This is a genomic window from Rhodococcus sp. NPDC060084, assembly GCF_042730335.1.
In the GTDB taxonomy this organism is placed as follows: Bacteria; Actinomycetota; Actinomycetes; order Mycobacteriales; family Mycobacteriaceae; genus Rhodococcus.
Genome location: NZ_JBHWWX010000008.1, coordinates 58,165 through 79,610, shown reverse-complemented (window position 1 = coordinate 79,610; position 21,446 = coordinate 58,165). Strand labels below are relative to the sequence as shown.

At 67.1% G+C, this 21,446-nt stretch carries 17 protein-coding genes; 7 read left to right on the top strand and 10 right to left on the bottom strand.

What is annotated here, in order from left to right; translation table 11 throughout:
- Nucleotides 1-2: 2 nt before the first annotated feature.
- The 10 genes from ACFWBU_RS07080 to ACFWBU_RS07035 all read right to left on the bottom strand — a co-directional run bounded on the left by ACFWBU_RS07080 (nt 3) and on the right by ACFWBU_RS07035 (nt 10,758).
- A complete protein-coding gene (locus ACFWBU_RS07080; protein WP_378527902.1) occupies nt 3-911 on the bottom strand; it encodes an ABC transporter permease in 909 nt (302 codons plus the stop codon).
- Nucleotides 908-2,056, bottom strand: a complete 1,149-nt coding sequence (locus tag ACFWBU_RS07075; protein ID WP_378527901.1) for an ABC transporter permease — start codon at nt 2,054-2,056, stop codon at nt 908-910. Before ACFWBU_RS07075 ends, ACFWBU_RS07080 begins: the two co-directional genes overlap by 4 nt.
- Complete coding sequence (locus tag ACFWBU_RS07070; protein WP_378527900.1) at nt 2,053-3,537, bottom strand: ABC transporter ATP-binding protein; 1,485 nt, start codon at nt 3,535-3,537, stop codon at nt 2,053-2,055. Before ACFWBU_RS07070 ends, ACFWBU_RS07075 begins: the two co-directional genes overlap by 4 nt.
- 128 nt (nt 3,538-3,665) lie before the next feature.
- Nucleotides 3,666-4,742 carry a BMP family ABC transporter substrate-binding protein gene (locus tag ACFWBU_RS07065; RefSeq protein ID WP_378527899.1) on the bottom strand — a complete coding sequence of 359 codons (1,077 nt, stop codon included), beginning with the start codon at nt 4,740-4,742 and terminating at the stop codon, nt 3,666-3,668.
- Between the two features lie 48 nt (nt 4,743-4,790).
- Complete coding sequence (locus ACFWBU_RS07060) at nt 4,791-5,474, bottom strand: flavin reductase family protein (protein WP_378527898.1); 684 nt, start codon at nt 5,472-5,474, stop codon at nt 4,791-4,793.
- A gap of 197 nt (nt 5,475-5,671) precedes the next feature.
- A complete protein-coding gene (locus ACFWBU_RS07055) occupies nt 5,672-6,313 on the bottom strand; it encodes a cysteine hydrolase family protein (protein WP_378527897.1) in 642 nt (213 codons plus the stop codon).
- The gene (locus ACFWBU_RS07050) at nt 6,310-7,356 is read right to left on the bottom strand and encodes an LLM class flavin-dependent oxidoreductase (protein WP_378527895.1); all 1,047 of its coding nucleotides are present in this window, start codon (nt 7,354-7,356) and stop codon (nt 6,310-6,312) included. The genes ACFWBU_RS07055 and ACFWBU_RS07050 overlap by 4 nt, the downstream gene beginning before the upstream one ends.
- 132 nt (nt 7,357-7,488) lie before the next feature.
- Complete coding sequence (locus tag ACFWBU_RS07045) at nt 7,489-8,019, bottom strand: aromatic-ring-hydroxylating dioxygenase subunit beta (protein WP_378527936.1); 531 nt, start codon at nt 8,017-8,019, stop codon at nt 7,489-7,491.
- Nucleotides 8,020-8,024: 5 nt separating this feature from the next.
- Nucleotides 8,025-9,407, bottom strand: coding sequence for an aromatic ring-hydroxylating dioxygenase subunit alpha (locus ACFWBU_RS07040; RefSeq protein ID WP_378527893.1), 1,383 nt, complete (start codon nt 9,405-9,407; stop codon nt 8,025-8,027).
- A 130-nt stretch (nt 9,408-9,537) separates the two neighbouring features.
- Nucleotides 9,538-10,758 (bottom strand): MFS transporter, encoded by a 1,221-nt coding sequence (locus ACFWBU_RS07035; RefSeq protein WP_378527891.1) that lies wholly within the window; start codon nt 10,756-10,758, stop codon nt 9,538-9,540.
- 266 nt (nt 10,759-11,024) lie between these two features.
- Here ACFWBU_RS07035 and ACFWBU_RS07030 point away from each other — a divergent pair, with 266 nt between their 5' ends.
- From ACFWBU_RS07030 to ACFWBU_RS07000, 7 genes are all read left to right on the top strand, one after another.
- Complete coding sequence (locus tag ACFWBU_RS07030) at nt 11,025-11,462, top strand: OsmC family protein (RefSeq protein ID WP_378527889.1); 438 nt, start codon at nt 11,025-11,027, stop codon at nt 11,460-11,462.
- Nucleotides 11,463-11,469: 7 nt separating this feature from the next.
- Complete coding sequence (locus tag ACFWBU_RS07025) at nt 11,470-11,751, top strand: acylphosphatase (RefSeq protein ID WP_169620528.1); 282 nt, start codon at nt 11,470-11,472, stop codon at nt 11,749-11,751.
- Between the two features lie 22 nt (nt 11,752-11,773).
- Nucleotides 11,774-15,400 (top strand): chromosome segregation protein SMC, encoded by a 3,627-nt coding sequence (smc, locus tag ACFWBU_RS07020; protein ID WP_378527887.1) that lies wholly within the window; start codon nt 11,774-11,776, stop codon nt 15,398-15,400.
- A gap of 12 nt (nt 15,401-15,412) precedes the next feature.
- Nucleotides 15,413-16,915 carry a signal recognition particle-docking protein FtsY gene (gene ftsY, locus ACFWBU_RS07015; protein ID WP_378527885.1) on the top strand — a complete coding sequence of 501 codons (1,503 nt, stop codon included), beginning with the start codon at nt 15,413-15,415 and terminating at the stop codon, nt 16,913-16,915.
- 268 nt (nt 16,916-17,183) lie between these two features.
- Nucleotides 17,184-18,491: an ammonium transporter gene (locus ACFWBU_RS07010; RefSeq protein ID WP_169620531.1), complete on the top strand. Its 1,308-nt coding sequence runs from the start codon at nt 17,184-17,186 to the stop codon at nt 18,489-18,491.
- 89 nt (nt 18,492-18,580) lie between these two features.
- Nucleotides 18,581-18,919: a P-II family nitrogen regulator gene (locus tag ACFWBU_RS07005; protein WP_169620532.1), complete on the top strand. Its 339-nt coding sequence runs from the start codon at nt 18,581-18,583 to the stop codon at nt 18,917-18,919.
- Nucleotides 18,909-21,422, top strand: a complete 2,514-nt coding sequence (locus ACFWBU_RS07000; protein ID WP_296550956.1) for a [protein-PII] uridylyltransferase — start codon at nt 18,909-18,911, stop codon at nt 21,420-21,422. Before ACFWBU_RS07005 ends, ACFWBU_RS07000 begins: the two co-directional genes overlap by 11 nt.
- The last annotated feature ends 24 nt before the right edge of the window (nt 21,423-21,446 follow it).

Genomic DNA, 21,446 nt, shown 5'->3' with positions numbered 1-21,446 from the left:
GATCAGGTGAGGCCACGTTCGAACGGTCTACCCAGCGCCCGAGGTTCTCGGGCTGCACTGCTCATGACGACCATGGCCGCCAGGGCCAGCACATACGGCGCCGCAACGAGCATCTGGGAATTCAGCTGCATTCCGAGGGCTGGGAGAGCGAGGCGCAGCGCGTCGGCGAATCCGAAGACGAAGCAGCCGATCAGGGTTCCCTTGAGGCGCCAGCATCCGAAGATGACCGCAGCGAGCACGAGAAACCCGCGACCGCCCGTCATGTTCGCGTTGAAGCTCCCGACCTCACCGACCGCAAGGTACGCACCGCCTAGTCCGGCGAGCAGGCCGCAGTACAACAGGGCCTGTCGTCGCCGGCGGTTCACGTCGATGCCTGTGGCATCGCACGCCTGCGGGTTGTCACCCACTGCGCGCAATTCGAGTCCCCAGCGGCTGCGTTCGACGAGCCACCACGTGAGCGGCACGATCAGAAGCAGCAGGTACAGCGGCCAGCGGTGCTGGAACAGGACCGGCCCGAGGACCGGCAGGTCGGACAGTCCCGGCAGCGATACCTTCGCTACCTGGTTGCTGTCGAAGTCGGCGAGCATGATCAGGTAGCTTGTGAGCCCGAGCACGAGCATGTTGAGCACGAGCCCGATGACGAACGTGTTGATCTGCAACCGATGCGAGAGATTGCCATGGATCAGACCGACGACGAGTCCGATCAGAGCGCCGGCGACGAGTCCGACGGTCGCGCTGCCCGTGTAGCTCGCGACTGCGATGGACGAGAATGCTCCCGACAACATCATCGACTCGATCGAAATATTTTGTGTTCCGGCACGTTCGGCGAGGTACTCGCCGCACGCGGCGAAGGCGAGGGGGGCCGTCAGGCGCATCGCGCTCGAGAGCACCACTTCCAGTTGGTCGATCATCGTGGCCCTTCCGATACAGCACGGCGCTCGACGATCGTCGTGATCGCCGGCGCGATCACGAACGCGAGCACGAGCAAGGCCTGGACGACGTTGACCAGGAAGAGTGGGACACCGGTGGATGCCAGGAAGTTTGCTCCGGTGCGTAGCGCTCCGAAGGCGACCGCCACAGGAACAGCAGCGAGCGGCCTTTGGCGTGCGATCAGCGCAACCAGCAGGCCGTCCCACCCGAAGTTGTTGGACACCGCGGGCTGAAGACGCGGCGACATCGTTTCGACGATGACCGCGCCCGCGAGGCCCGCGAATGCTCCCGACGCGATGAGAGTGGTGGCGGCGACGACACCGACCCGGACACCGGCGTGCCGTGCGGACTTCGGGTTGAGGCCGAGCATGCGGATGCGGAATCCCCAGCGCGTCCGATCGAGGAGCAACGAAGTGCCGATCGCGAGGGCCACCGCGAGTACCAGACCGAGGCCGACGACGAGCCCCGGATACTCCCCGAATGCCGGTAACCGGTATTCGGCGGGGATCGGCGCAGACTGCGGTGATGCGGTGGCACCAGCAGTTGTGACGGGTTCCTGCAGGAGCCACGGAGTGTTGACTGCAAACGTGACGAACTGGATCGCGACGAACGACAGCAGGAGAGTGCTGACGACGACGTTGACTCCACGCCAGCGGTGTAGCAGCGAGCTCACTCCGGCGAGCCCTCCGCCGAGGAGTGCACCCGCGAGGAGCCCCACGGGGACGACGAGAAGGGGAGGTCCAGCCATGAACAGCGCGACGAACGTGCCGCCCAGCGCGCCGAGCAGAACCTGCCCTTCCTGCCCGATATTGAACACACCAGCCCTTCCTGCCACCGCCGCGCCCAGCGCAACGAGTAGCAGTGGAGCGGTGTTGAGCAGGGTTTGGGACCACGCGACGGAGTCGCCCACACTGCCTATGTAGAGGGCCCGGACGACGGCCGCAGGTGATCCGCCGGTGACGGTCACGAGAATCATCGACAGAACGATCGCGATGGTGACGGCGAGTGCCGTCACACCCCAGCGCTGACGTGTTCCCGGTGCGAGCGTCGGTCGGGTGATCCGTCGGGTCGTGGTCTTTCCCCCGCCGGGAGGCGGTGCGGCAGGGTGGAGTTCGGTGGTGGTCATGCGGCCACCTCGGCGCCGCCGAGCATCATCCCGAGACGCTCGTCGGTCGCTTCGTCCGGTGTGAGGACCCCTGAGACACGGCCCGAGGAGAGGACCGCGATGCGATCGCTCAAGGCGAGGATCTCGTCGATCTCGGTGCTGATGAGAAGGATCGCGACGCCACCGGCGGCGGCGGCTCGCAACTGGGTGTACATGTGCTCGATGGCACCGACGTCCAGGCCGTGGGTGGGTTGGGCCGCGATGACGACAGTGGGCTCGGCGGACAACTCGCGGGCAAGGACGACTTTCTGCTGATTACCGCCCGACAGGCTGCGGATCGGGGTATCGACCCCGGGCGCGGCGATGTTGAACTCGCGGACCAGTGATTCGCTGTGGGTGCGGATGCGCCGCCGGTCGAGGCGTCCGCGCCGCGACCACCTGCGGAGATCCTTCATGGCGAGGTTCTCGGCAATGGACATGTCGAGCACGATCCCGCTTCGATGACGATCTTCTGGGATCACACCGACCTTCGCGTCGGTGAGGGCGCCCGGATCGGTGGGGTCCACCGCGACACCGTCGACCGCAATGGTGCCCGCGACGTTGTCGACGAGGCCGGAGAGGACGTCCCCGAGTTCGGCCTGTCCGTTTCCTTCGACGCCGTACAGACCGAGGATCTCACCTGCCCGGACCGTCAGGGACAATTCGTCGAGGCGTGCGGTGCCATCGGTGTCGCGCACCGTGACCCCGGCGAGGGTCAGTGCGGGCGGTGCATCCGCGGTCGGTGGGTGGGGGCGCAGGGCGGGCGCACCGAGGGAATGGACGGCGAGGGCGGGGTCGCCCAGGAGAGTGCTGCCGAGCTGGACCGGACGTCCCACCATCTGCCGTGCCAGTTCGGGCATGGTCGTGTCCGCGGTGTCGCCTCGGTACACCACACGGCCACGACGCAGAACCGTCACCCGGTCGGTCGCGGCTGCGATCTCTCCGAGCTTGTGGCTGATCAGGATGACGGACCGGCCCTCTGCCGCAACCGAATTCCGGAGCACGCCGAACAACTCGGCGGATTCGGCGCCGGTGAGCACCGACGTCGGCTCGTCGAGGATCAGCAACCGCGGATCGCGTCGGAGGCATTTGATCAGTTCGACCCGCTGACGTTGGCCGGCCGAGAGAGTCCCCACCACCGCGTACGGATCGATGGGCAGTCCGTATCGTGCCCCGACACGCTCGATGTCGGTGCATGCAGCATCGCGATCGACGGTGCCGCGCTCGCCGAGTACCACATTCTCCCACACGGTGAGTGCCTCGATCAGGCTGAAGTGCTGATGCACCATGCCGATTCCGAGATTCAGCGCGGTGAAGGGGCTGTCGATCCGTACGCGTTCGCCGTTGCGGAGTATGGTGCCGTCGTCGGGAAGGACCAGCCCGAGAAGCATTTTCATGAGCGTCGACTTTCCGGCGCCGTTCTCGCCGAGCAGTCCGTGGATCTCACCCTCGTGGACGGTCATGTCCACTGCATCGCACGCAGTGACCCTGCCGTATCGTTTGGTGACCCCGCGCAGCACCAGCGGTGGTGTGGCCCCACCGATCTCCGGCGGCTCCGATACTGGATTCGCTGACGGGCCGGGACGCATGATCATTGCTCGGTGGCGGCGGCGATCATGTCCTCCGGGACGATCTCACCGCTGCCGATCTTGGTCATGAATTCGTCGAGCTGTGCCTGCTGTTCTTCGGTGCCGTTGCACAGGGTTACGTAGGGGACAGGGTCGACGCCGATATGCCATTCGGTGGTGGTCCCCATCTCGAGTTCTCCCTGGTCGAAGAGTTCGAGTGCCGCCGCAAAGTACTCGCCCGTGTCGAAGACCGTGGACACGGCCCAGTCGAGTCCGGGCTCGTCGCACCGGTTGGTTCCTGGAGTGGAGAGGAGAACACCGCGTTCGGTGCCCACCTGGGCCACCGCGTCGGTTGCGCCACCCAGGTACGGGTAGAGCACCTCGATGCCCTGACTCAGTTGCGCTTCTGCCGCCTCGCGTGCCTTGGCGGAGTCGTTGAAGTCGCCCGTGAAGGTCGATATGACGGTTGCTTCGGGTACGAGTTGCTTGATGCCCGCCTCGAACGCGGTCGCTGCCATCACCGAGAAGTTGAGCTCGGGGCCGGAAATGTAGCCCGCCTTCGTGTGGCCGGCTTCCTTCATGAGGATCCCATTGGCGTATCCGGCGGCTAGCATGGACTCGTTGACGAAGTCGCGGGAGATCGTGATGTACGGGGTGGGTTCGAGATCGGTGCTCGACGGCGAGTACCACACGGTGTTCGCGCAGACGGCCTCCTCGGCTACAGGAATGGCGTCGCGCATCTCCGATGCGGCGAGTGCGACCATATCGACTCCCTGGCGGCAGAGGTTTCGTGCCTGCTCGGCGGCATTGGCCGGGTTGACCGACCCCATTTTGATCAGCTCCCAGCCTTTTTCGTCGACCACCGCCTGGGCACCCGTGACGAATCCCTCGTAGTAGCCGTTGTCGTCGAGGTCGCCGGGGCTGAGGACACCGATCAGGACCTTGCCGTCGCCGTTGACGTCGGGCATCGACGCGGCGGTCGCGGGGCCGCTCGACGCGGAGTCACCCCCGGTATCCGACGAACGGTCGGCGCAGCCGGTGAGAACTAGTGCACCTGCACACGCGCCGGCGACAAGGGAGACTGCTCGCATTCGTTTCATGGTTTCCTCCGGGAACTGTTCTGCAGTGCGGGATCTGGGTGTGTGCGCTCAGCGCTCGGCGGCGGCGCGAACCTCGGGCAGGTCCGCGTAAGCGATGCGTTCCTGTTCGAACAGCGTGTTCTCGTCGGCCAATACGAACTGGGGGAACCCCATGCGGCCGACGGGAGAGACCCGGGTGGGATCGATTCGGCCGGTGTCGCTGAGAACACCGTCGGACGCGACGATGCACACGACTTCGGCGAGTACGAGGTGGTAGCCCGCGAAGGGGGTGGTCATGTCGCCGCGGTCGATCACTTCCAGGACCCGGCACTCGAGGTGAGCGGGGCTTTCCTTCAGGGACGGGGGTGCAACGAGTTGCGAGGGAACGGACGTCCATCCAGTCACATCGGCTTCGGACGTTCCAGTGGGATATTCGCGGGCTGCGACCTCGATCTGGTCGGCCATGAGGTGGCCGGTGACGTTGACGACGAACTCGCCCGTGCGTTCGATGTTCGCCCAGGTGTCCTTGGGGCCGGAGTCGGCTTCACGTCGGCCGCCGATGGTGACGGCGATGGTGGGCGGTTCACCACAGACGGGCATGTAGTAGCTGTAGGGCGCGACGTTGAGAGAGCCGTTCGCGTCGAGGGTCGAGATCATCGCGATGGGGCGTGGCACGACGAGTTGAGAGAGCAGCCCTTGTCGTTGTGCCGAAGTCTTGTTTTCGAGGTCGAGGACGGTGCGTGTCCCGGTCATGGAGCGCTCCCTACGGGTTGAATTCATCCCTTTATGCGGGACGTCATATCGACACATGAGATGATTCTGGCCGAGTCGGGTCGTGTCAACGGCCGGGCAGCCCCTGTGGGGGAATGAAACACACTGTTAAGCAAGGAAATCCATCGGAAACCGGACGCGGTCAGGTCCTGGGTCCTCCGAGGGCACTGCCCGACTGTCTATCCGCCCTCGTCCCGCACCGCCGCCATCGCTTCCGTGCCCGTAGCCGGCCGGGCGGCGTTGGCCGTCATCATTCGCACCGCGGCGACATGGTCTGAGTCGTCGTACGACGCGCTGGCATCCGTGACGAGGGTGACCCGGAACCCGTGTTGCACGGCGTCGTACACGGTTGCGAGGATGCAGCACTCGGTGGTCAGCCCCGCGACAGCGAGGTCGGATACCCCGAGAGTCTCGAGGACATCCCGTAGGCGGGTTTCGAGGAATCCGCTGTAGAAGCGCTTGTCCACGATCTGCTCCCCGGGTTCGGGGTGGAGTCGGTACCAGTCCATGCCGTCGGTGCCGGCCACGCACGGCTCCTCGTCGGGCCAGGGCACGTCGTTCCCCAGCCCTCGCAACCAGCGTGACGCCGCCCACGGCCGTTGCGGGGTCTGCACGAGACGGATCCAGATGACAGGATGACCCGTGCGTCGGTATGCGCCCACGAGTTCGGCTGCATTGTCGATCGCGCGTTCGAGGCGGGCGCGGTCGGCGGCAGCGAGCCACGGTGTGTGCTCGGGTGCGGCGAACGAACTTTGGATGTCGACGACGAGAAGCGCTCGGGGCGGTGCCACACGGGGGGCCGCCTCTCCGGGGTCCGTCACGACGGAATTCCCGTCAGTCCCGGCAGCACCGACTCACCGAACGCCGCGAGGTCGCTGCGGTAGTCGGGAAACACGAGCATGAGACCATCGAGTTCCGCGTAGTCGACGAGGTGGCCGATCTGTTCTGTGACCGATTCAGGGGATCCGGCCACCACTTCGGTCTGGAAACCCTTCTGCCGTTGGGCTTTCGCGCTGGGCGTCGCGTTGGGGTCGGTCTGCATACCGTAGGCTGCCGCCATGTTGGCGAGAGCGACCTCGTCGACACCCTCGGTGAGTTGCGCACGCCGGCGTTCGGCGCCGGCGTCGGTCTCGTCCATGACGACAGTGACCATCGTGTAGGTCTCGATACTGCGGCCGTACCTCTCCGCCGCGGCTTTCGCCTCGCGGCTCACGTACCGGAGACCCGGCAGTTCGTCGGCAGACAGAAAGGCCGCGTCGCAGTATTTCCCTTGGAAGTCGAGCCCCGTTGCGGACCGTCCCGCGCAGATCAGCGTCGGACGGGGCGTCGGCTGAGGGAGCGACCGGCAGTCGTCCAAGGAGAAGAACTCGCCGTCGAGCGTCACGGATTCCTCCTCCCACAGCCGAAGGAGGGCTTGAACCCACTCTTCGGAGTAGCGGTACCGGTCGGCATGATCGAGGTCTTTGGGCCACATGCCCATCTGCGCGAATTCCTGTGCGTACGAGCCGACCACGATGTTCATGCCGGCGCGGCCACCGCTGATCTGATCGAGGGTAGCGAACATCTTGGCTGCGATCGCGGGGTTGAACAGGATCGTATGAGTGGTGGCCCAGATCTGCACACGTTCGGTGGCCTCGGCGAGGCCGGCCATCATCGTCATCGACTCGAGTGTGCGTCCCCAATGATCGGTACGTCCGCCGTAGCCGCGCCATTTGGCCTGTGACATCACGAAATCGAATCCGAGTCGGTCGGCCGCTACCGCCGCGTCTCGGTTGTACCCGTACGAACCGTCGATGACCGGCGCCGTGTCGGACACGATCCAGCCACCGCTCGAGATGGGAAGAAAGATGCCGTACTTGCTCATTGGCCGTGCCTTTCGGGTGTGCCACACCCGCGCTCTCCCGGACCGCGATGATCCGGAAGAGCGGGCGGAAGCTGACACGTCGACGGCCCGTCGGGTGTGGATATGTTGTGGTGGAGGTTCGATCGATTCAGTTCAGACGATGAAGCTCAGTCGTGCACCCGGAGTCATCGCCTCGTTCGTGAGGATCGCGCGGCGGAGCAGGAAGCGGAGTTCGTTCTGTTCCACGCGAAGCGTGTGTTCGTATCGTCCGGCGTACTGAAAAGCATGGCCGTCGCGGAAGCGGTGGATCACGAAGTTCGCGGCGACCTTCAGGACCCCGCCATCCTGGTCGAGGACCCGGACGTTGCCGACCAGCCTCACGGTGCGTGAGTGGGGGTTCTCGGCGTGGGCCTTGCGGCTCTGGAGTCGCTTGACGCGGGCACGGATGAGGTCCCAGTCGTCGGCGACGAAGTATCCGGCGGCGTCAGGGCCGAGTTCCCACTGGTCCGTGGTAGGGACCTGCATCGACGCGCCCGGGACGAACAACTCCAGCCATGAGCCGAGCTTCCACTCGTCGAGCAGTGCTGCTTCGGTGATGAGGAAGTCCTCGACCTCGGGGCGTCCGACCGTGCGGGTGGTACTCGACGGGGTCCGCATAGATTCTTCCGCTGCCGCGGTGTCCATTGTCGTCACGCCTGCGCTCCTTCGGTGTCTGCGACGGATCCGATACGGCGGCTCCAGTGCCGCCAGAAACTGCGCATCGCACCCTCGTCGACGGAGCGACCACGCGGACCGGCGAGGTCGTCCGCCATGCCGCGTGACATGTCGCTGTAATCGAGATCTTCGACGCCGAACTCGGCGTACGGGGCGACGTCGGCGGTCGCGACGATGCCGCGCTGTACAGCTTCGTATGCCTCGATGTCGTCAGGGGTGGCGAGCCCGCCTGGCCCGACGAAGCTGGCCATGGTTTTGAGCCGCAGTGCCCGCACATCCTCGGGTTCGCCCACTTCCACCAACTGCCAGGCTCGGACGTCCGTGTGATCGGGAGCGACCGGTTCGAGTTGGCGGATTGTCAGGGCCTCCAGGTCGAACAGTAGAAGGTTGGGAAAGATGAAGAGAATCTTCGAGGCGTCGGCGACTTCCGCCGCGCGCTCGGCGCCGAGGCGCTGCTCCATTTCGGCTCGCTTCTCGACGATGCGATCCTTTTCCTTCTCGCCGAACCTCGGTTCCCACACCATGCCGATGCGCCCGTTGTGTCCGGTGAGGACGAGCAGTCCGTGGCCCTGACCAAGATCGTGCGCGTACTGGTCGTGGTCGGTGACGGCGAATCCGGTCTCGCGCAGGTAACCTACGAAGGTGTTGTGGGTGGGCGCGAAATGGTATCCGTCCATGGCATTTTCGACGGCGAGTTTCCAGTTTCCCTTGACGCTGTACTTTTGTACGCCGGGAAGAGTGGTCATGCCGTCTGCGCCGATGGAGGCGGTCATCGACAGGAAGTCGGCAGCCTTGCCGAGATGGTCGAGCAGGTCGGGGACCTGATCGTCGAACGCCACGAATACGAATCCCTCGTGAATCGCGAGTCGAGGTACGCGCCGTAGTGAAAGCGAACCGATGAAGGCGCTGTCGTCGGGGTAGGCAGAACTGTCGGGGAGAGCGGCCAGTTCACCGGAGTTCCGGAAGGTCCAGGCGTGGTAGAAGCATTGGAAAAGCTTTGTCCTGCCTTCGGTTTCGCGGCACAGAATGGTGCCCCGGTGGGGGCATGCGTTGAGGTAGGCCTGCACGGTGCCGTGCTGGTCGCGGCAGAAGATGAGTGGGCGTCCGCCGAGGTTGCGGGTCTTGAAATCGCCGTTCTCCGAAATCTCGGTTTCGTGGCCCAAATACAGCCAGCTGTGTCTCCAGATCTTCTCGCGCTCCTGCGCGAAGATGACATCGTCGCGGTAGGCACGGCGATTCACCTTGAAGGTTTTTGCCTCCCAGTCCTGTACGACGAGGGAATTTCCCACCTCGAGTCTGTCTCCGGTATCAGGGGCAGGGGCAGGGGCAGGGGCTGCGCCGGGCAGCGTTGCAGTCATGCGGGACTCCCAATCACAAGTGGCGTGCTACGAGTGTTTCTAATGCAAGACAACATCTCGTACTACGAGATATTGAACAAAGGGGTGCAAGTGGTGTCAAGAGGTGGACAGCCGGTTTAACGGAGTCGCATCACTTGCGTAACGTACGGGCGGATTCGAGACGTGCGATGTTCACGATCAGCGCGGCGGCCAACGCGGCCCCACCCGCGGCAAGCGCGAACGAGACTCCCCATGCGGTGCGATCGACGACGGCGCCGAGTATCGGCGGGGTCAGAACCATCCCTGCCGCCACCGCTGTGTTCTGGATGCCGAGCACGAGTCCGAGGCGCGATGGTTCCGCCGCCTCGCCTACCGCGGTGAAAGCGAGTCCGTTCCAACTCACGGCGACGAATCCGGCCGCGATGAGCATGACGACGGCCAGTGTTCCCCCGAGGGTGGTACTGGCAGCAAGGGCGAGAAACAGCAGCGAGATGACCACGGCGACTTGGAGTAGCGGCCGGATGCGCTTTCCGATTCGATCCGATCGGATACCGAACGCAATCCGGAGGAGTCCTCCACCCAACTGGACCACCGCCAGGAGCGCCGCCGCTGTTGCCGGATTCATGTCGTGTTCGTCTACCAGGTAGACCACCATGAACCCGACCACGGCCAGTTGGGGGATGACGAGAAGAATCGACACCGCGCACAATCGGCGCACGACGCGAGGGCTGCGGGTGCTCGCGAGCGTGGTGGATGCGGACGGCGTGAGAGGCGTGTGTTCGCGTACGAACACCGCCACGACCACCGCGCCGGCGGCGGTTGCGACTGCTGCACCGTAGAACGCGCCGGCGAGTCCCCACGTCTGTTCGGCCGCAGGTAGCCCCAATGCTGCGAGGGCGGCACCGGCCGGGATAGCGGTCTGGCGGGCACCCATGGCGAATCCTCGTTCGTTCGCGGGGAACCACAGAAGGACGGCACGTCCGCTGGCGGCGTTGACGCTCGCGCACGCTGCGCCCGCCGCGACGAGCGCCAGTACGAGTGCTGTTGCAGTAGTTGCGAGTCCGGCGCAGACCAGTGCACCAGTGCACCCGATCAAACCGATCGACATGACGAGACGCTCACCGATGCGGTCGGCAAGCGCTCCCCACGGAACCAGCGTCAGCAGCAAACCGATCGTGCCGGCCGCGAGCACGAGGCCGAGTTGAGGTAGTGACAACGAAAAGCGTTCACGCAGTGCGGGTGCCACGCTCGGCATGCCTTGCAGCACCGTTGCGGCCGACGCTTGTGCGAAAACACCGGCGCCCAGCACCACCCACCGATAACGAGGCGGATCCTGGGCGGGCCGGGAGACTGGCAGAGGGGTCTGCACCATGACGGCATCTTGGGATGCGAGACGACGTCATGTCAATTGGAATGGTGTCAATGACTCGCAGAGTTAACGTAAGTGCCTCATGTGGAAGCAGACCGGCCCGGGCGGGATGCGATTCGTCGAATGCGCCGTCTCGTACGAGTCGCGCTCGGACCAAGGCGACCAGGGCGCCGGCGGGATGCCACCGAAACGCCGGGAAGATGTCGGTCCAAGGCAAGTCCGCGCACTATGTGGAGTTCGTGTCGGTCGCGCATGGGAAGATTCCCGGTATGGCTGATCCGACTCCTGATACCCCGCCCACCGAGTTGTGGGTGGAGCGCACCGGTACCCGTCGCTACACCGGCCGCAGTTCACGCGGCGCCGAAGTGTCCATCGGTTCCGAGGGCGTCGAAGGGGTGTTCACCCCCGGAGAACTGCTCAAGATCGCACTCGCCGCATGCTCGGGAATGAGCTCGGACTTTCCGCTCTCCCGCCGGCTCGGCGACGACTACGACGCGACGATCCGCGTCGCGGGTGCCGCCGATCGTGAGAACGAGGTCTACCCGCACCTGGCCGAGAACCTCGAGGTCGACATGTCCGAACTCGACGCCGATGCGCAGCAACGCCTCATCGCACTCGTCGAGCGTTCCATCGCCAAGGTGTGCACGGTGGGACGCACTCTCGAGCGCGGCACCCAGGTGACGCTGACCATCACCCCGGACGCGTAGGGACATCGTGACCGAGACACCGCAGCGCCTGACCGCGTGGGTGCACGGACGCGTGCAAGGCGTCGGATTCCGCTGGTGGACGCGGGCGCGCGCACTCGAACTCGGTCTGGTCGGTCACGCCACCAACCACCCCGACGGGCGGGTCCTCGTCATCGCCGAGGGTCCGCTCGCCGACCTGGAACGGCTCCTCGACCTGCTCCGCTCGCCGGGGACGCCGGGCGAGGTCCGGCTCGTCGTCGAGAGCTGGGAACCTGCACGGGGCGGGCTGACCGGGTTCGTCGAGCGCTGAGTCGCCGGTAAGGTTCTCTCCCATGCACTTGAAGAGTCTGACGCTGAAGGGCTTCAAGTCTTTCGCGTCGTCGACGACTCTGCGCTTCGAGCCCGGTATCACCTGCGTCGTCGGACCGAACGGCTCCGGCAAATCCAACGTCGTCGATGCCCTCACCTGGGTCATGGGGGAGCAGGGCGCCAAAGCGCTGCGCGGCGGCAAGATGCAGGACGTCATCTTCGCGGGGACCGCGGGCAGGCAGGCACTCGGCCGCGCCGAAGTGACCCTCACGATCGACAACGCCGACGGCGCACTGCCCATCGAATACTCCGAAGTCTCCATCACCCGGCGCATGTTCCGCGACGGCGCCGGCGAGTACGAGATCAACGGCAGTTCGTGCCGGCTCATGGACGTGCAGGAACTGCTCTCCGACTCCGGTATCGGCCGTGAGATGCACGTCATCGTCGGCCAGGGACGCCTCGCCGCGATCCTCGAGTCGCGCCCGGAAGATCGCCGCGCCTTCATCGAAGAGGCTGCCGGGGTTCTCAAACACCGCCGCCGCAAGGAAAAGGCCGTCCGCAAGCTCGATTCGATGCAGGCCAACCTCGCCCGGCTCACCGACCTCACCGCGGAACTGCGCCGCCAGCTCAAGCCGCTGGGCCGGCAGGCGGAGGTCGCGCGCCGTGCACAGAGCATCCAGGCCGACCTGCGCGACGCGCGGCTGCGGCTCGCCGCCGACGACCTCGTCACCCGCCGCGCCGAACTCGCCGGTCAGGACGAGCAGGAACGCACCATCCGGGAGCGCCTCGACCACATCCTGTCCGCGCTCGACGACGCCAACATCGAACTCGCCCATTACGAGCAGTCGCTCGCCCAGCTCACCCCGGGCGCGGAGGCCGCGTCGCAGGCCTGGTTCCGGCTGTCCGCGCTCGCCGAACGGGTGTCGGCGACAGTGCGGGTCGCGCAGGAGCGCGCCCGCCACCTGCACAGTGAACCCGAGGACCGCTCCGGGCAGGACCCCGACGAGATGGAGGCCCGCGCCGACCGGATCGCCGCCGAGGAAGCCGAACTCGTCGAAGCCGTCGAGATCGCGCACGGAACGCTCGAGGCCGCACGGGAACAACTCGCCGCGCAGGAAGAACTCGCAGTTGCCGCCGAACGGGCACACATGGCGGCGGTGCGTGCCATCGCCGACCGACGCGAGGGGCTCGCACGCCTCGCCGGGCAGGTCGACACGTTCCGCACCCGCGCCGACTCCGTCGACTCGGAGATCGCGCGCCTGACCGTCGCGATCGAAGAAGCGCGCCTGCGCGGCGTCGAGGCCCAGGCGGAGTTCGAAACCGCGCAACGCAGCATCGCCGACCTCGACGCCGGGGAGATCGACGCGGACGCGCAACACGAACGGGCGGTCGCTGCGCAGCGCCTCGCCGACGCGCGGGTCACCGAACTGCAGGAAGCCGAACGTGCGGCCGGCAAGGAGGTGGCCTCGCTCGAGGCCCGCATCGACGCACTGTCGATGGGACTCGAACGTAAGGACGGCGCTGCCTGGTTGCTCGGCAACGACACCGGAGGAGCACTGCTCGGATCCCTCGCCGAGCGCTTGCGGGTGACACCCGGGTACGAGGCCACGGTCGCGGCCGCGCTCGGACCCGCCGCCGATGCCCTCGCGGTGGCGTCGGTGCGGTCCGCGAACGACGCGGTGGCAGCCCTCGCGGCAGCCGACCAAGGGCGGGTCGCGTTCGTCGCCGCCGACGCGTCCGGCCCCGGCGACGCGGGCGATCCACCGAGCGGCGCGCGCTGGGTCCGGGACGTCGTCGACTGCCCCCCGGACCTACGTGGAGCGCTCGACGCACTGCTTGCCCGCACCGTCGTCGTCGACGATCTCGACGCGGCGGCACACGTGTGTGCCCAGCGCCCCGACCTGCGTGCGGTGACCCGTGGGGGAGATCTCGCCGGTTCCGGCTGGGTGATCGGCGGATCGGATCGTGCACCGAGCACCCTCGAGATCCAGGCCGCGATCGATACGTCGCGCGACGGTCTCGACCGCGCGGTCCGGCGGTCCGAAGAGCTCGCGGCGGCGCTCGCCGGCGCGCTCACCGAACAGAAGGATCGCGCCGAGCACGTCGAGCAGACCCTCGCCGCTCTCAACGAGTCGGATGCCGCGATGTCGGCGGTGTACGAGCAGCTGGGGCGGCTCGGGCAGGTGGCGCGCAACGCGCACGCCGAATCGGAACGGCTCGCCGCTCAGCGTTCGGCGGCAGAGAAGGAACGCGACACCGCGCGGGAGAAGCTCGTCGAGCTCGAAGAGCGGCTGCGGCTCGCGGAAGACGAGCAGTCCGGCACCGGAGACGGCAGCGGCACCGACTCGACCGCGGCCGAGCGGGAGATGACCGCAGCGGCCCTCGCCGAAGTGCGCGCAGTCGAGGTCGAAGCCAGGCTCGCGGCCCGTACGGCAGAGGAACGCGCGGAATCCCTTCGCGGTAAAGCAGATTCTCTGCGGCGCGCCGCCCAGGCCGAGCGGGAGGCCCGCGCCCGGGCCGAGCGTGCCCGCCGCAGCCGGCGACAGGCCGCTGCGGTCGCCGCGGCGGTCGCGGAAGCAGGAGGCCGGGTCTCGGCGCATCTCGAAACGGTTGTCGCAGAGGCACTCGCCCACCGCGAGGAACTCACGCGCCTGCGCACCGAATGCACCGAGAAACTGGAACACGCGCGTGCACTCGTGCGGGAACTCACCACGCAGCGCGACCAGCTCACCGACTCCGTTCACCGCGACGAGGTGGCCCGTGCTCAGGCGGCGCTGCGAATCGAGCAGCTCGAGCAGACGATTCTCGAGCAGTACGGCATCGCGCTCGAGGATCTGGTCGCGGAATACGGACCCGATGTGCCGCTGCCTCCGAGCGACGTCGAGATCGCGGAGTACGAGCAAGCTCGTGAGCGGGGGGAGCAGGTGGTCGCGCCTCAACCCATGCCCTACGACCGGACGACCCAGGAGCGGCGAGCCAAGCGCGCCGAGAAGGATCTCACCACGCTGGGCAAGGTCAATCCCCTCGCACTCGAAGAGTTCGCAGCCCTCGAAGAGCGGTACAACTTCCTGGCCACGCAGCTCGAGGACGTCAAGAATGCCCGCAAGGACCTCCTGGCCGTCGTCGACGAAGTGGACGCCCGGATCCTGCAGATCTTCACCGAGGCGTGGGTCGACGTCGAACGCGAGTTCGAGCAGGTGTTCGCGAAGCTGTTTCCCGGCGGTGAAGGCCGGCTGGTGCTCACCGAGCCCGGCAACATGCTCACCACAGGCATCGAGGTCGAGGCCCGGCCCCCGGGCAAGAAGGTCAAGCGGTTGTCGTTGCTGTCCGGTGGCGAGAAGTCGCTGACCGCAGTGGCGATGCTCGTCGCGATCTTCCGGGCCCGGCCGTCCCCGTTCTACGTCATGGACGAGGTCGAGGCCGCACTGGACGACACCAATCTCCGGCGGTTGATCGGACTGTTCGAGCAGTTGCGGGAAAAATCCCAGCTGATCGTGATCACGCACCAGAAGGCCACGATGGAAGTGGCCGACGCGCTCTACGGGGTCAGCATGCGCGGCGACGGCATCACCCGTGTCATCTCCCAGCGCATGCGCGGCCAGAACGTCCCGACACCCGTCCCCGGGCCGGAGGAAGAGGCGCAAGCCTGACAGTATGGGGGCGTGAGTACCGGAGCTTGGATAATCATCGCGGCCGCCCTGGCGGTTGTTCTCGTTGCGCTCGTCGTCGGTCTGACGCTGTACCGGCGCCGACAGGTGTCGCTCCAGGTGAAGGACACGCCTGAGCTCGACGCCGCCGACACCAAGGACCGCTCCGGCGGTTACACGGCGCAGAGCGGGTTCAGTTTCACCCAGGGGCCCACCGCCACGGCGCCGCCGCAGCCTGTCGAGCGGCCGGTGCCCGACAAGGCGCCCGCACCGCCCACGGTGCCGTTGCCGGAGGAGGTCACGGAGGCTCCGGCGCCGCCGACCACGCCGACCCCGCCGAAAACCGGTCCGGCCGAGCCCGCAGCAGCTCCCGAGACCGCTCCCGCACCTGAGACCGCTCCCGAGACCGCTCCCGAGACCGCTCCTGCACCCGAGACGGCGCCGGAGACCGTCGAACCCGAGGCAGTTCCCGAGACCACGGAGCCCGTCGAGCCCGTCGTCGTGACGCAGCCGACGACCGAGACGACCGTCGAGACGGAATTGGCGCCGGCACCGGTCGAGCCTGCCGCACCGGCCGCGCCCGACCTGGACGAGATCGACCCCACAGCCGGCCGGCTCGTGCGCCTGCGCGGGCGCCTCGCCCGCTCGCAGTCCGCGGTCGGCAAGAGCCTGCTCGGGCTGCTCGGCGGCGGCGACCTCGACGAGGACTCGTGGGAGGAGATCGAGGACACGCTGCTCGTCGCAGACCTCGGTGCCGCGACCACGACCAAGATCGTCGATCGTCTGCGTGAGCAGATCGCACTGAACACGGTCCGTACCGAGGCGGAGGCGCGCGCCCTGCTGCGCAGCGTCCTCGTCGACGAGTTGCGACCCGAACTCGACCGTTCGATCCGCGCATTGCCGCACAAGGACCATCCGGCCGTGCTGCTCGTGGTGGGCGTCAACGGCACCGGAAAGACGACCACCACCGGCAAGCTCGCCCGCGTGCTCGTCGCCGACGGCCGCCGGGTGCTCCTCGGCGCCGCAGACACCTTCCGTGCCGCTGCGGCAGATCAGTTGCAGACCTGGGCGGAACGCGTGGGCGCCGAAGTGGTGCGCGGCAAGGATTCCGCCGACCCGGCCGCCGTCGCATTCGATGCGGTGGCGAAGGGGATCGAGAACGGTGTCGACGCGGTCCTGATCGACACCGCGGGGCGCCTGCACACCAAGATCGGCTTGATGGACGAACTCGGCAAGGTCAAGCGCGTCGTGGAGAAGAAGGCCGCGGTCGACGAGGTACTGCTCGTGCTCGACGCGACCATCGGCCAGAACGGTCTCATGCAGGCCCGGGTGTTCGCCGACGTCGTCGACATCACCGGTGTCGTCCTCACCAAGCTCGACGGCACCGCCAAGGGTGGCATCGTGTTCCAGGTTCAGCACGAGCTCGGTGTGCCGGTCAAGCTCGTCGGTCTCGGAGAGGGCGCGGACGACCTCGCGCCGTTCGAGCCGGAGGCATTCGTGGACGCTCTGCTCGGCTGACGGTCCCGCTGCGACACGCTCGATGTGGCCGCTTCCCTCGACAGAGGGGAGCGGCCACTCGCATGTCGGGCCTCGCATGAATCGGGCGAAATCGGCGAATACGCCGTGCGCGCGCCGTTGTTCTCCACAGGCGAAACACAGACGAAACACAGTCCGGTTCGTCGTTCACACCTCCGAAACAGTGCGGCGCTTCCGATGAAACATGACGCCGCCAAGCTTTCCCTCGATGACGACGCGCCGTCCGGCGCGACCAACAGGGAGGTTGCAAGTGGAGGAAGTGGTGAACACCGGGGACGCAGCATGGATGCTGATGGCAGCGTCGCTCGTGCTGTTGATGACACCGGGCCTGGCGTTCTTCTACGGCGGAATGTCCCGGGCGAAATCCGTCCTGAACATGATGATGATGTCGTTCGGGGCGATGGCCGTGATCGGCGTCGTCTACGTCCTGTGGGGCTGGTCGATGTCCTACGGCTCGCAAGACATCGCCGGCATCTTCGCGAACCCGTTCCAGCACTTCGGTCTGCAGGGTGCGATCTACGACGAGAGCGGCGAGTTCCTGCCCGGTCTCGGAAACTACCCGCAGATCATCGACATCGGCTTCCAGGTGACCTTCGCGATCATCACCACCGCGCTGATCAGCGGTGCTCTGTCGGAGCGCGTCAAGTTCGGAACCTGGATGGCGTTCGCGGCGATCTGGGTCACCTGCGCCTACTTCCCGCTCGCCCACATGGTGTGGGGTGGCGGCCTGCTCTCCGGTTCGGAAGACGGCCTCGCGGCCAAGCTGTTCGGCACGTCGGACGACGGTGAAGGTGGGCTCGTTGCCACGGTCTCACCGATCGACTTCGCCGGTGGCACCGTGGTCCACATCAACGCCGGTGTCGCAGCCCTCGTGCTGGCGCTGGTGGTCGGTAAGCGCGCCGGCTTCGGACGCACCGCGTTCCGCCCGCACAACCTCCCGTTCGTCATGCTCGGCGCCGCCCTGCTGTGGTTCGGCTGGTTCGGCTTCAACGCCGGTTCGGCATTCGCCGCAGACGGAACCGCGGGTCTCGCCTGGGTCAACACCACCACCGCAACCGCCGCCGCGATCCTCGGCTGGCTCCTCACCGAACGACTGCGTGACGGCAAGGCCACCAGCCTCGGTGCCGCGTCGGGTGCCGTCGCCGGCCTGGTCGCCATCACTCCGGCAGCCGGCTCGCTGAGCCCGGTCGGCTCGATCGCCCTCGGTGTCATCGCCGGTGTGCTGTCCGCCCTGGCCGTCGGCCTGAAGTACAAGTTCGGCTACGACGACTCGCTCGACGTCGTCGGCGTGCACCTCGTCTCCGGCCTGTGGGGCACCGTCGCCATCGGGTTCCTGGGAACCGAGACCGGCCTGTTCTACGGCGGCGACTACAAGCAGCTCGTGGTCCAGATCGTCATCGCGGTCGTCGCCCTGGTGTTCACCGGTGTCGTCACGCTCGTGATCGCATACGCCCTCAAGCCGCTCGGCTGGCGTGTGACGGACGAGGAAGAAGCCCGCGGAATCGACGAAGCCGAGCATGCGGAATCCGCATACGACTTCGCCACCGCGTTGAAGTGAACGACTTCTCCAACGCACCGAAGTGATAAGAAGACCAAGACAGCGGGCAGTGATCGCAGTAGCCAGTGGGCACTGGGAAGGATGAGGATATGAAGCTGATCACGGCAATCATCAAGCCGTTCACGCTCGAGGATGTCAAAGCGGGTCTCGAACAGGCGGGCGTGCTCGGCATGACCGTCAGCGAGGTGCAGGGCTACGGGCGCCAGAAGGGTCACACCGAGGTGTACCGCGGCGCCGAGTACTCCGTCGATTTCGTGCCCAAGGTGCGCGTCGAGGTCGTCGTGGACGACTCGGCGGTCGAGAAGGTCGTCGAGACCATCGTCGAGGCTTCCCGCACCGGCAAGATCGGCGACGGCAAGGTGTGGATCACCCCCGTCGAGTCGGTGGTCCGAGTTCGTACCGGAGAACGAGGAACGGATGCACTCTGACCCCCACGGGTCCGGAACTCGAGGCCCTGGCCCCGCCGCTTCGGCGGCGGGACCGGGGCCCTCGGTGTCTTCGGGCCACAACACCGCACACTCCGGAGCGGCCGACCTCGCCGCCGCCCGCGATGCCCTCCTGGCCGGCACCTCCCGGAACCGGCGCCTCGATACGCCCGCACTCCGGCACGCACTGGTCGACCTGCACGAATTCTGGTTGACCACGAAGGGTGCCGAGCTCGGCATCAAGCACGACTGTGGATTCGCGATCGTCGCGGTGGGTGGTCTGGGCCGTCGCGAGATGCTGCCGTACTCGGATCTGGACCTGATCCTCCTTCACGACGACATGGACAGCGCCGTGGTGTCCCAGGTCGCCGACAAGCTCTGGTACCCGCTGTGGGACGCCCACATCAAACTCGACCACAGTGTGCGCACGGTCCCGCAGGCGCTGCAGGTGTTCTCCTCGGACCTCACGGCGGCGCTGGGGATGCTCGAAGCCCGGCACATCGCCGGTGACGTGGAGCTGAGCAACCTGCTGATCGGCGGGGTGCGGCGCCAGTGGCGTACCGGGATCCGCTCCCGCTTCGACGAACTGCTCGAGATGACAGAGACCCGATGGCGGCGCAGCGGGCAGATCGCGCACCGCGCCGAACCCGACCTCAAGAGCGGCCGCGGAGGGCTGCGGGACGTACAGCTGCTCAATGCCCTGTCCGTCGCGCAGCTCACCGACGGCATGCCGGGACTCGGTCCGGACGTGCCCGGTGGCGGTCTCGCCGCCGCGCACCGCCGGCTCCTCGACGTGCGTACCGAACTCCACCGCGTCGCGGCACGCGGCCGCGACCAGCTCCGTGCGCAGGACGCCGACGAGATCGGGGCGGCGCTCCGCATCGGCGACCGCTTCGACCTCGCGCGCGTGCTCACCGAATCCGCGCGCACCGTGAGCTATTCGGTGGACGTCGGGCTCCGGACCGCCGCGAACTCGCTTCCACGCAAGGGCCTGTCGAGGTTGCGGCGCGGACCGGTGCGCAGGCCACTCGACGAGGGCGTCGTCGAGCACGGGGGAGAGGTCGCTCTCGCGCGGGACGCACATCCGCGTCGCGACCCGGGACTGATCACGCGGGTCGCTGCCGCCGCAGCGCAGTCCGGCCTGCCGATCTCCGCGGCCACCCTGACCAGGCTCGCGGACAACGCACCCGAACTCCGGGAACCGTGGCCGCGGGAAGCGCTCAACGACCTGCTCGTGCTGCTCGGTTCCGGGCGACGCGCAGTGGACGTGATCGAGTCGCTCGACCGGACGGGCCTGTGGGGCCGACTGCTCCCCGAATGGGGCGCGGTGCGCGACCTGCCGCCGCGCGACGCGATCCACACGTGGACCGTCGACCGGCACCTCGTCGAGACCGCGGTGTATGCGAGCGAACTGACGACGCGCGTCGCGCGTCCCGACCTGCTCGTGCTCGGCGCTCTCCTGCACGACATCGGCAAGGGAAGGGGCGGAGACCACAGCGTCGTCGGGGCCGAACTGGCCCAGCAGATCGGCAGGCGCATGGGACTGTGGCCGTCGGATCTCGGCATGCTCACCGCGATGGTGCGCCACCACCTGCTGCTGCCGCACACCGCGACCCGGCGCGACCTCGACGACCCGGAGACGGTGGCGTCGGTGGTCGAGGCGCTCGACGGTGACCCCGTCCTGCTCGAACTGCTCCACGCGCTCGCGGAAGCCGATTCACAGGCCACCGGACCCGGGGTGTGGGGTGACTGGAAGGCGTCGCTGATGCGGGAACTGGTGCGGCGGTGCCGCATGATGATGGCCGGTGAGGAGCTTCCCGTTCCCGACCCCATCGATCCGGAACTGGCGGCGCTGGCCGCGGAGGGCACCACGCATGTCGCGCTCGATCCCCGCGAGGACGGCCGCAGCTACTCGGCCACCTTCATCGCTCCCGACGAACGAGGCGTGTTGTCGGACGAGGCGGGTGTCCTTGCCCTGCACGGACTCCGGGTGCTGTCCGCGTCGATCGGCAGCCATGCCGGCAGCACGGTCAACACCTTTGTGGTGGTGCCCCGATTCGGTGCACCACCGGAGGCGAGCCTGCTCCGGCAGGAACTCGGCCGAGCTCGATCCGGAGACCTGGACCTGCTCTCCGAACTCGACGCGAAAGACCGCGCCGCGCGGGAAGGCCGGACTCCGGAGCGGGCCGAGCACGCCGTGCCCGGCATGTACGCGCAGGCGCCACCGCGCCTGATCTGGTTCGACGCGTCCGAGCCCGGACAGGTGGTGCTCGAACTGCGCGCGGAGGACCGCCTCGGACTGTTGTGCCGGCTGGCCGATGTGTTCGAACGGGTCGGCGCCGATGTGCGCTGGGCGCGGGTGACCACGCTCGGCACGACCGTGGTCGACGCCTTCGGAGTGGACCTGACCGGGCTCGACACACGAGCGTCGCGTGAGCGCCTCGAGCGTGAGCTCCTCGCCGTCCTGCCTACGGCCGAGCCGAAGAAGCCCGCAACGGAGTCCTGAACGACCGTGATCCTGCCGGCTGGG